This window comes from Enterobacter cloacae complex sp. SHL001 (assembly GCF_049236825.1).
Classification (GTDB): domain Bacteria; phylum Pseudomonadota; class Gammaproteobacteria; order Enterobacterales; family Enterobacteriaceae; genus Enterobacter; species Enterobacter hormaechei_C.
Genome location: NZ_JBMKIP010000004.1, coordinates 509,025 through 519,309, shown reverse-complemented (window position 1 = coordinate 519,309; position 10,285 = coordinate 509,025). Strand labels below are relative to the sequence as shown.

Here is a 10,285-nt window from a genome sequence, read left to right as displayed (position 1 = left end):
AACGCCGTAGCGCCGATGGTAGTGTGGGGTCTCCCCATGTGAGAGTAGGGAACTGCCAGGCATCAATTAAGTGAAGAGGCCATCCGGAAGGATGGCCTTTTTGCGTTTGTACGTCGAAAAACGGCAGGCCGGGCAAGGCGAAGCCGCCACCCGGCAACTCAGAGCGTACTATCCCTGACAAACATTCAAACGAAGCAATTGCCGCTGATGGAAACGCCCAAGGATCAGCACCGTCGTTAACGCACCAAGCAGCGCGCAAAACATATCTGACTGGGTATCCCATGGATCGCCCTGCGTCCCCAGAAAATCATCCGCACCCTGTCCCATTGCCAAAGCTGCCCACCACTCAATGAGTTCATAGGTGGCGCTAATGGCCAGAGCAACACAGCACACCAGAAATCCCGTCATCTTATGTCCACGAACATACCCACCGCGCAGCAGAATTTCTCGCGCTGCCAGTGCGGGAACCAGCCCCTGGAAGAAGTGACCGAGCTTGTCATACGGATTTCGGCTAAGCCCGAGCATCTCCTGAACCTCAAAACCAACCGGAACCTTTGCATAGGTGTACATACCACCAACCATCAGAATGATGGCGTGGAAGAAAATCAAGGTATAGAGAAGGGGAGTCAGGGGGTATCGCCGGTGCGTGGCAAGCAGAAGTGGGATGATGATAATGACGGGCGTCACCTCCATCAGCCAGGTGATGCGATCGCTCGTGAACAGGCCGGTATAAAACAGGATCATCAGCAGGAGCAGTGACCCGACTTTTAAAGCAGATAAGGTCATATCATTTTCATTGTCAGGGGAAAAAATCACTATTACCTGACAGAAGGGAAAATTCAATGCGTAGCAGATACAGAAAAGCAAAAACCCAGCCATAGGCTGGGTTCTTTAAATAGTGGTGCCCGGACTCGGAATCGAACCAAGGACACGGGGATTTTCAATCCCCTGCTCTACCGACTGAGCTATCCGGGCAACGGAGCGCATTAAACCGCAATCGCGCGCGATCGTCAACATTATTTCGGGAAAAGCTGTTCAACTGCTTAAGTTTGCGGCAATCTGTCCGTTTGTGCCCTGGAATTGCACAAATCTTCCAGACAGTTCAGGCAAGATGTGACAATGCTGACGGTAAGAGGAGGGCAGTATGGCAAACGACTGGCTTGAGCTGCGTCAGCATGCAGAAACAGGTATTGAGACAATTAAGGCGCATTTCGAAGGACATGCCTTTGATCCCCACTGGCATGATAGCTATCTGGTCGGAATAACCCTTTCCGGCACGCAGCAGTTCCACTGTCGCCGTGAACGCCACCGTAGCCAGCCGGGCGATGCTTTTTTACTTGAGCCCGGGGAGATCCATGACGGTGATGCGCCGGTAGAGGGGGGCTTTACTTATCTTACCTTTTATCTGGATGAACACTGGCTCACCCGTACGCTTCAAGGGCTGTACGACTCTACTCCCGGGAGCTACACCCTCCACTTTGCCCAAACGCTGACGCGAGAGCCTCAGTTGGTGCGCGCTATCGGTGATACATTTGCCTCGTTACATAACGATGAGATGAAGATCGTACAACAGAGCACAATGGATAACCTGCTCTCTCAGATCACTGCCCACTGCCACTGGCGTAAGAAACTCCCGTTGCAGTTACAAAGCTCCGCCGTGGCGCATCGTGCCCGCGACTATCTCTATGCGCATATCGGCGAGAACGTGGGGCTGTCAGACCTTGCCCGTGAGACGGGTACGGATCGCTTTACGCTCACCCGCTGTTTTAAGCGCGAATTTCACCTGGCACCGCACGCCTGGCTTATCCAGCTGCGCCTGGCAAAGGCCCGACAGATGCTGGCGTGTGGGGAACTGCCTGTTGATGTTGCGGCGGCAGTGGGTTTTGCCGATCAAAGCCATCTTGGTCGCTGGTTCCAGCGGGCATACCGTATTTCTCCGGCACACTACCGTCGGTTGTGCACAAACCTTCCAGACGTTTCCAGAAAATAACGGCACATTCGTGGCTCTAATAAAAAAGGAGTCACCTGTGAATTTATTACCCTTCCTGCTGTTTGCATTTGTCGCCTCGATTACACCGGGGCCAACCAATATTCTGGTACTGGCTAACAGTCAGCACTTTGGCGTAAAAAATACGTTTCCTGCGATCCTGGGCGGGTGTATTGCCGCCAGCGCTATTGTTCTGGTTTCAGGTGCTGGGGCAGGAGAAGTGTTACGCCAGTATCCGCTGATACGTCAGGTAATGAGCTGGGCGGGCGTGCTGTGGCTTTCCTGGATGAGCTGGCAGCTGTTTAGCGCCCCGGCCGCGAATCTCTCCTTCAGACGCCATGTCCGGTTTACCGCGCGGGCGGCGGCGTTATTACAGGTTGTAAACCCAAAAACGTGGATGATGGCGCTGGCAGTTGTCAGCTTGTTTGCTCCGGCAAGCGACCATGCATTTCGGGATGTTGCGCTGATGGCGCTATGGTTTCTGGCGATCTCCGTGGCTTGTTTGTTGTGCTGGGCGTGGCTGGGGAAGGCGGTGAACCGGATTTTCCGCACCACCGTGGCGATGGTGCGATTTCAGCGCGCGATGGCGCTGTGCTTGTTTATTTCCGCCTGGACGGGAATGCTGGCTTAGGTCAGAGCACCACCCATACGACACTGCGCGAACCGCAAAATATCTTCCGCCAGACGGTGCGCCGTATCCACATCCGCCTGGCTACGGTTCACCAGCATGCGGCTCAGGCAACCTTCCAGCACCAGCTCCATCTGCTTCGCGACCATTGCCGGGTCATCCACTTCAAGTGTGGTCAGCAGCTCGTGTGTGAACTCGTGCGCGGCACGTTTTTGCTGATCTGCCAGTTGATGGATGGGGTGCCCGGGATCCGGATAGTAGGTGCAGGCGGCGATAAACAGACAGCCTGGGTAACGGTTGTTGGTAACACACTCCGTCAGTGCGGTATAGCGCGCCAGCAGCTTTTGCTCGGTAGTCAGCTCTTCATTCAGCATCAGCTGCCTGCGCCAGATATCCACCTGTTGGCTGAGATAGCGCAGGGCATCATACAGCAACGCCTCTTTATCCGGCCAGAAGCGCTTAAGTTCATCCAGAGGGTAATCGATACGGTCGGCGACCATCTCAAGCGTGGTGCTGGCGATCCCTTGAATCTCAAGCAATTGCAGGGCTTGTCCCAGTACGTCTTCGCGTTGCACGGTTATCTCCTCCGCTATTCCCAACGGTTTGTCCCGTCTAAAGTGTTGTTTACGGTTGGCGATTGCGCAAATGCGCGTTGAATGTCGTCGCGTCCATAAACCCGGTTACACGCTGCGTCGGCTGTTCTTCCCCCTGTTCATTGAAGAACAGGATGGTAGGCAGCCCGAGCACATTAAGTTGCTTCAGTAGAGCCTTATCCTGCGCGCTGTTGGCGGTAACGTTCGCCTGGAGCAGAACGGTATCGCTCAGCGCATGTTGTACCTGCGGATCGCTGAAGGTGTATTTTTCAAACTCTTTGCAGGCCACGCACCAGTCGGCGTAGAGATCGAGCATGACCGGTTTGCCTTTCGCCTGCGCCAGGGCGCGGTTAAGGTCATCCACGTTCTTAATCTGTATAAAATTCAGATGAGCCTGCGTTTGACCTGCCGGGGTGCCAAACGCCCAGTCCTGTAGTGGACGGACGCTCACCAGTGCGGCCGCCAGCAGAAGGATCTGTAGCAGGCGCATCCACGGTTTCTTCGCCCCCAGACTCACGATAAACGCCCAACTGAAGAAGGCCACGCCGAGCATCGCCCACAGACGTGTACCCCACACATCACCAGTGATGCGCTCAAGCAGGAATACCGGTAGCGCCAGAATGACAAAACCAAACGCGGTTTTCACCGTCTCCATCCACGGTCCGCTCTTCGGCAGCAGACGATTGCCAAACACCGTCACCAGGATCAGCGGCAGGCCCATGCCGAGCGCGTAGAGGTACAGCGTGCCGCCGCCGAGCCACAGGTTGCCGCTCTGAGCAATGTATAACAGGATGGCGCTCAACGGCGCAGTGGTGCAGGGGGAGCAAATCAGCCCGGCGATGGCACCCATGGCGAACACGCCGCCCGCAGAGCCACCCTGCTGACGGTTGCTCATCAGCGTCAGACGGGTTTGCAGGGAAGAGGGCAGTTGCAGGGTGAACAGGCCAAACATCGACAGCGCCAGCAGAATAAACACCGCTGACAGACCGATAAGCACATAAGGGTGCTGAAGGGCGGCCTGGAACTGCAATCCGGCAGCGGCGACCACGAGGCCGAGCGCCGTATAGGTTAACGCCATGCCCTGCACATAGATAAAGGCCAGCAACAGCGCGCGGGTAGTGGAAAGGCGTTGTTTACCGCCCAGCACGATGCCAGAGATAAGCGGATACATGGGCAGTACGCAGGGCGTAAAGGCGATGCCGATACCAATCAATAACGCCCAAAGCGCTGAGAACGGAAGGTCTGAAGCGGCTTTGCCTTCGCCCCTTTCCCCTGAGGGGAGAGGGGAGGCCGCCGCTTTCACTTCGCTAAGCGGAACGACCTTTGTTTCAGGTGGGTAACAGAATCCCGCATCGGCGCAGCCCTGATACGTCACCGTCAGGGTAGCGCCTTTATCCGCCTGATTCACCGTGACGGGCACGCTTAAGCGCTGACGATAAATTTCACTCTTACCGTAGAACTCGTCCTCGTGCCACTCGCCAGCGGGCATCTGCAATGCGCCGACGTTCGCCTTTGCCGGCGTGATGCTGACCTGCTTGCGATAGAGGTAGTAACCCTCTTTCACCTGCCAGGTGAGACTGAGATCGTGCTGGTTTTGCTGAAAGTCGAAAACAAACGCCTGGTCGGCAGGAATAAAGTTCGAACGGCCGGGTGCGTCAAACAATCCGGCAAAAGCTGACGTGCTGCACAGCAGCAGGATCAGCGTAATGAAGCGTTGAGCCATGAGAGATAATCGTTATCGCCGTGGACCACTGGCAGAACCAGCAGCTCCGGGGTTTGGTATGGATGATGAGACTTGAGGCAGTCGAGGAGCGCCTGCTGGTTTGTCAGGTTGGTTTTGAGCAACATCTGGACTTCGTACTCTTGCTCCAGCTTACCTTCCCAGTAATAAAGGGAGGTGGCACCGGGAAGAAGTGTGACACAGGCAGCCAGTTTTTCGGCCAGCACTTTGGCGGCCAGATCCTGGGCAGAAGCTTCATCAGGGGCGGTGCACAGTACAACAACAGCATCAGGCGTGTTCACAAGTCGACCTCCTCATCACGAAAGTCTTCACTATATCACGCAAGGCGGTTGGTCATTAATGAAACGGGCCGCAGAGCGGCCCGTTTTTAACTATTTTTACAACGGCTAATCGTTTACAGCACAATGCCGCCGATGATAAAGCCGAGGATCACGCAGAGCGTAATCGCCACCACGCCCGGGATGAGGAACGCGTGGTTAAACACGTATTTACCAATACGGGTTGAGCCGGTGTCATCCATCTCAACCGCGGCCAGCAGGGTTGGGTAGGTGGGCAGAACGAACAGGGCGGAAACTGCTGCAAAAGAGGCAATCGCCGTCAGCGGCGTTACGCCCAGCATCAGTGCCGCAGGCATCAGCGCTTTGGTAGTCGCAGCCTGGGAGTACAGCAACGTCGCGGCAAAGAACAGCACTACCGCCAGCAGCCACGGATAGTTGTGCAGCAGGTCGCCTGCAACGGTCTGGATATCGCTAATGTGCGCTTTCACAAAGGTATCACCGAGCCACGCCACGCCCAGCACGCACACGCAGGCGCTCATACCGGATTTGAAGGTGCTGGCGTTCAGCACTTCGCTGGTGTCGATTTTACAGGTGATGCTGATCAGCGTCGCGATGGTCAGCATAAATACCACAATGGCTTCGTTACGCGGCAGAACCGGGTTCTGGATCAGACCTACCGTGTCGCTGATGGCGGTGGCGTAGAACATCACGGCGACGATACCAATCAGGAACAGCAGCACGGAGCGTTTTGCATGCGGCTTCAGCTCGAAGACCTGGCTACCGCGCAGGCTCACTTCACCTTTTGCCAGACGCTCCTGGTAAACCGGATCGTCTTTCAGCTCGGCACCGAGGAAGTTACACAGTACGGCAGTGATCATTACCGCGATCAGCGTGACCGGAATACAGATTGCCAGCAGCGTCAGGTAACTTACGCCCATCGGCTCAAGGATACCCGCGAAGAAGACCACCGCCGCGGAAATAGGCGAGGCGGTAATCGCAATCTGGGAGGCGACCACGGCAATAGAAAGAGGGCGAGACGGGCGAATACCCTGCTCTTTCGCCACTTCGGTGATTACCGGCAGCGTGGAGAAAGCGGTGTGGCCGGTACCGGCGAGAATGGTCATAAACCAGGTCACCAGTGGGGCAAGGAAGGTGATGTATTTCGGATGGCGACGCAGCATTCGCTCCGCCAGGCTCACCAGGTAGTCCATACCGCCTGCGACCTGCATAGCCGCGATAGCAGCAATAACCGCCATGATGATTTCGATAACGTCAAAAGGGATTGCGCCGGGTTTAATCTGAAAGATCAGGGTAAGTACAAGCACCCCGAGACCGCCGGCAAAACCGATGCCGATACCCCCGAGTCGTGCGCCCAAATAAATCGCCAACAGGACGATGACGAGTTCTGCTCCAAACATAAAGACCTGCCTTGCTCATTAACAAGTTGATATTGAATTGTTGTGTTTTGGTAACGCCCATAAAGAAAAAAGGCACGTCACAAGTGACGTGCCTTTCGGAAGCTTAGCCTGAACGGTTACTGTTCGCTTTCATCGGTATATCGTTTCGCTTTATATGCCGGGTGCATCAGGTTCTGGGCGGAGAAGATATCGTCCAGTTCGGCTTCGGTCAACAATCCTCGCTCGAGAACCACCTCACGCACGCTCTTACCGGTTTCGGCACAAATCTTCCCGACGATATCGCCGTTGTGGTGGCCGATGAACGGGTTGAGGTAGGTGACGATGCCGATGGAGTTATAGACGTAGCCTTCACACACTTCTTTATTCGCGGTGATGCCGTTGATGCATTTTTCCAGCAGGTTGTAGCAGGCGTTGGTCAGAATATGGATAGATTCAAACATTGCCTGGCCAATCACCGGCTCCATCACGTTCAGCTGGAGCTGACCGGCTTCGGATGCCATGGTGACGGTCGTATCGTTACCAATAACCTTGAAGCAAACCTGGTTCACCACTTCTGGCACCACCGGGTTCACTTTAGCTGGCATGATGGATGAACCCGCCTGCAACTCTGGCAGGTTGATTTCATTCAGGCCAGCGCGCGGACCGGAGGAGAGCAGGCGCAGGTCGTTACAGATTTTGGACAGTTTCACCGCCAGACGTTTCAGGGCGCTGTGTACCATCACATAGGCGCCGCAGTCTGAGGTAGCTTCAATCAGGTCTTCCGCAGGCACAACCGGCAGGTTGGACACTTCAGCCAGCTTCTGTACCGCCAGCTGCTGATAGCCATCTGGCGTGTTCAGGCGTGTACCGATGGCGGTTGCGCCCAGGTTAACTTCCAGCAACAGTTCGGACGTGCGCAGCAGGTTTTTCGTCTCTTCATTCAGCAGCACGTTAAACGCGTGGAATTCCTGTCCGAGGGTCATTGGCACCGCGTCCTGCAACTGGGTACGGCCCATTTTCAGGATGTCCTGGAACTCTACGGCTTTACGCTGGAAGCCATCGCCCAGCTGATTAATCGCGTCGACCAGTTTGACGATAGAGGCATACACCGCGATGCGGAAGCCGGTTGGGTAGGCGTCGTTGGTGGACTGACATTTGTTAACGTGATCGTTCGGGTTCAGGTACTGGTATTCACCTTTCTGATGACCCATCAGCTCCAGGCCGATGTTTGCCAGCACTTCATTGGTGTTCATGTTGACGGAGGTGCCCGCGCCGCCCTGATAGACGTCGACCGGGAACTGATCCATGCATTTGCCGTTGTTCAGCACCTCATCGCACGCGGCGATAATCGCATTTGCAGCGCTTTTAGGAATGGTTTGCAGCTCTTTGTTCGCCAGAGCCGCGGCTTTTTTTACCATCACCATGCCACGCACAAATTCAGGGATGTCGCTGATTTTGCTGTTGCTGATGTAGAAGTTTTCAATCGCTCTCAGAGTGTGAACACCATAGTAGGCATCCGCTGGAACTTCCCTGGTACCCAACAAATCTTCTTCGATACGAATGTTGTTTAACATGTGAACCTTCTTTTCAAGCTGCCGATGGATTGTACTAAACACACAGTATATATGTGGTTTTGAATATTTTATGACCGACGATTATTCCCTCAATCGGCCAGATGTTCGAGATCATATGCTGATGATAGCGAATTGCCGTAAGCTGGATCACTTATTATCGACCCGATTTCATGATAATTATTAATCTGTGAAATATGTCACCGCTTTAATATTTCCAGAAAAAATATCCGTGCAAACCGATTGAATTTTGGCTAACCGTCACCATTTCTTATCTACGCGCTTCGCGAATACATTCAGTCAGGGGCCTGAAGGCACCTGCCACACAGGAGATGCCAGTGCGCTGGATACCATTTATTGCTTTCTTTCTTTATGTTTACATTGAGATTTCGATTTTCATTCAGGTTGCCCATGTGCTGGGCGTCCTGCTGACGCTGATTCTGGTGATCTTCACCTCCGTCATCGGCATGTCGCTGGTGCGCAATCAGGGTTTCAAAAATTTCCTGTTAATGCAGCAGAAGATGGCCGCAGGCGAAAGCCCGGCAGCCGAGATGATCAAAAGCGTGTCGCTGATTATTGCTGGCCTGCTGCTGATCCTGCCTGGTTTCTTCACCGACTTCCTCGGCCTGCTGTTGCTGTTGCCGCCGGTGCAGAAGCATCTGACCATGAAGCTGCTGCCGCACCTGCGTTTCAGCCGTATGCCAGGCGGTGGTTTCAGCACCGGCCCGGGGGATACCTTTGAAGGGGAATATCAGCGTAAGGATGAGCAGCGCGACCGATTAGATCATAAAGACGATCGGTGAGTTTGTGCCCCGGTGGCGCTCGCTCACCGGGCCTGCGGCTTTTGCCGCTTCGGTAAAAACACCCACAGCCCCGCCAGCATGACGATGGCGTACACACTCTTCCATCCCACCATCGCCAGCAGCATCAGGCACAGGACACACCCGACAGCCGCCAGCGCCTTAAAGCGTCCTTTCAGTAGCCGACAGCCCGCCAGCATGCACAGCAGGTAAATCATGATGAAAATACCGTTGGCGTAGACAATCAGCGCGTCAAGGTTGATGTCGAGGAGATAAATGGCCAGGGAACTCACCACGCAGCAGCCCAGTACGGTATTCAGCGCATTCACCGGAAGCTGACGCTTTGACAGGCGTGAGAGGGGGCTATCCGGTTTATAAAGTGCCTGAGACCACACCAGCCGGGCGAAGCTCTGAATATAGATGTTGAGGCTGGCAAAGCAGGCGAGATAGCCAATCACGCAGGCTACCCACAGGGCCTTAACGCCAAACAGCTGCACCACGATGCCCGGCAGCGACGCGGCGGCGGCTTTCTCTTCACCGAACGCGTTGAAGTGCAGCACCAGTACGGTACAGGCCCAGTACACGGTACCCGCCAGCAGCAGGCCAATCATCAGGGCGCGGGGGAAATCACGCTCGGGCTGTTTAAACTCGGATGCCAGATGAGCGAACGCCTCCAGACCGACGAAACACCAGAACATAACGGATAGTGCAGCGAAAAGCTGTGCGTGGTCGATGTCGTTAATCGCGGGGAAAGGAATATCCGCCACGGTAATGTCACCCGCAAACCAGATGGCGACGATCAGCGCGACAATTAACACGGCGACCAGCGTTTGCAGATTGGCGCTGGAGCTGGCCCCGCGTGAGCCTACCCACCAGACAATCGCCAGCGTACCGAGTTCAGCCAGCAGCAGCTGTTCATCGTGCCAGCCAAACAGCGCCTGTCCGAAGCCGGTTGCGATATGCAGGGCTGCCGGAAGGCCAACGGGTATCACCGACAAAAATAGCCAGCCGGTGACGCGCTCCATTCGCGGCCCAAACGCCATGCCGACAAAATGCGCTACGCCGCCTGCGCTCGGGAAGTGCCGCCCGAGTATGGCAAAAACAATCGCCACCGGAAACACCAGCACGATCAGCACCGGCCATGCCCAAAGACTGTTATTGCCGGCAACCAATGCCGCCAGCGCGGGAACCGCAAATACCCCCGTGCCTAATAAAGACGTTGAGAGTAAGCCAATGCCCTGCGCCAGCCCCAACTCCTGCCTGAGTCCACTCATTTACCTCGTCCCGCCA

The 10,285-nt window shown here is 55.2% G+C and carries 10 protein-coding genes and 1 tRNA gene; 3 read left to right on the top strand and 8 right to left on the bottom strand.

The window, feature by feature from the left end:
• Window positions 1-168 precede the first annotated feature (168 nt).
• Window positions 169-786 (bottom strand): DUF2238 domain-containing protein, encoded by a 618-nt coding sequence (locus tag ACOTYH_RS14605; protein WP_077580154.1) that lies wholly within the window; start codon window positions 784-786, stop codon window positions 169-171.
• Window positions 787-899: 113 nt separating this feature from the next.
• Window positions 900-975: transfer RNA gene (locus ACOTYH_RS14600), tRNA-Phe, on the bottom strand.
• A gap of 169 nt (window positions 976-1,144) precedes the next feature.
• Between ACOTYH_RS14600 and ACOTYH_RS14595 the strand changes: the two genes are divergently transcribed.
• Both ACOTYH_RS14595 and ACOTYH_RS14590 read left to right on the top strand, forming a co-directional pair.
• Window positions 1,145-1,990, top strand: a complete 846-nt coding sequence (locus ACOTYH_RS14595) for an AraC family transcriptional regulator (protein WP_032104114.1) — start codon at window positions 1,145-1,147, stop codon at window positions 1,988-1,990.
• Between the two features lie 37 nt (window positions 1,991-2,027).
• Entirely contained in the window at window positions 2,028-2,618 is a 591-nt protein-coding gene (locus ACOTYH_RS14590; RefSeq protein WP_032104115.1) for a LysE family translocator, read from the top strand.
• Here ACOTYH_RS14590 and ACOTYH_RS14585 read toward each other — a convergent pair.
• The 5 genes from ACOTYH_RS14585 to aspA all read right to left on the bottom strand — a co-directional run bounded on the left by ACOTYH_RS14585 (window position 2,615) and on the right by aspA (window position 8,198).
• A complete protein-coding gene (locus tag ACOTYH_RS14585; RefSeq protein ID WP_017383972.1) occupies window positions 2,615-3,190 on the bottom strand; it encodes a transcriptional regulator in 576 nt (191 codons plus the stop codon). The two genes, ACOTYH_RS14590 and ACOTYH_RS14585, sit on opposite strands and share 4 nt — an antisense overlap.
• A 49-nt stretch (window positions 3,191-3,239) precedes the next feature.
• Window positions 3,240-4,931, bottom strand: coding sequence for a protein-disulfide reductase DsbD (locus tag ACOTYH_RS14580; RefSeq protein WP_421637796.1), 1,692 nt, complete (start codon window positions 4,929-4,931; stop codon window positions 3,240-3,242).
• Window positions 4,907-5,230, bottom strand: coding sequence for a divalent cation tolerance protein CutA (gene cutA, locus ACOTYH_RS14575; protein ID WP_003855908.1), 324 nt, complete (start codon window positions 5,228-5,230; stop codon window positions 4,907-4,909). Before cutA ends, ACOTYH_RS14580 begins: the two co-directional genes overlap by 25 nt.
• 113 nt (window positions 5,231-5,343) lie before the next feature.
• Window positions 5,344-6,645 carry an anaerobic C4-dicarboxylate transporter gene (locus tag ACOTYH_RS14570; protein WP_003855921.1) on the bottom strand — a complete coding sequence of 434 codons (1,302 nt, stop codon included), beginning with the start codon at window positions 6,643-6,645 and terminating at the stop codon, window positions 5,344-5,346.
• Window positions 6,646-6,761: 116 nt separating this feature from the next.
• The gene (gene aspA, locus ACOTYH_RS14565) at window positions 6,762-8,198 is read right to left on the bottom strand and encodes an aspartate ammonia-lyase (RefSeq protein ID WP_015572444.1); all 1,437 of its coding nucleotides are present in this window, start codon (window positions 8,196-8,198) and stop codon (window positions 6,762-6,764) included.
• 335 nt (window positions 8,199-8,533) lie between these two features.
• On the opposite strand from aspA, the gene ACOTYH_RS14560 reads away from it, so the two are divergent.
• The gene (locus tag ACOTYH_RS14560) at window positions 8,534-8,998 is read left to right on the top strand and encodes an FxsA family protein (RefSeq protein ID WP_003855925.1); all 465 of its coding nucleotides are present in this window, start codon (window positions 8,534-8,536) and stop codon (window positions 8,996-8,998) included.
• A gap of 23 nt (window positions 8,999-9,021) precedes the next feature.
• Here ACOTYH_RS14560 and yjeH read toward each other — a convergent pair whose 3' ends face one another.
• On the bottom strand, window positions 9,022-10,269 hold the full coding sequence (gene yjeH, locus ACOTYH_RS14555) for an L-methionine/branched-chain amino acid transporter (protein WP_017383970.1): 1,248 nt from the start codon (window positions 10,267-10,269) through the stop codon (window positions 9,022-9,024).
• Between the last annotated feature and the right edge of the window lie 16 nt (window positions 10,270-10,285).

Bases quoted from the DNA above. Each gene is read 5' to 3' on its own strand.
- ACOTYH_RS14605 (WP_077580154.1), bottom strand. From the start codon at position 786: ATGACCTTATCTGCTTTAAAAGTCGGGTCACTGCTCCTGCTGATGATC.
- ACOTYH_RS14595 (WP_032104114.1), top strand. From the start codon at position 1,145: ATGGCAAACGACTGGCTTGAGCTGCGTCAGCATGCAGAAACAGGTATT.
- ACOTYH_RS14580 (WP_421637796.1), bottom strand. From the start codon at position 4,931: ATGGCTCAACGCTTCATTACGCTGATCCTGCTGCTGTGCAGCACGTCA.
- ACOTYH_RS14570 (WP_003855921.1), bottom strand. From the start codon at position 6,645: ATGTTTGGAGCAGAACTCGTCATCGTCCTGTTGGCGATTTATTTGGGC.
- aspA (WP_015572444.1), bottom strand. From the start codon at position 8,198: ATGTTAAACAACATTCGTATCGAAGAAGATTTGTTGGGTACCAGGGAA.
- yjeH (WP_017383970.1), bottom strand. From the start codon at position 10,269: ATGAGTGGACTCAGGCAGGAGTTGGGGCTGGCGCAGGGCATTGGCTTA.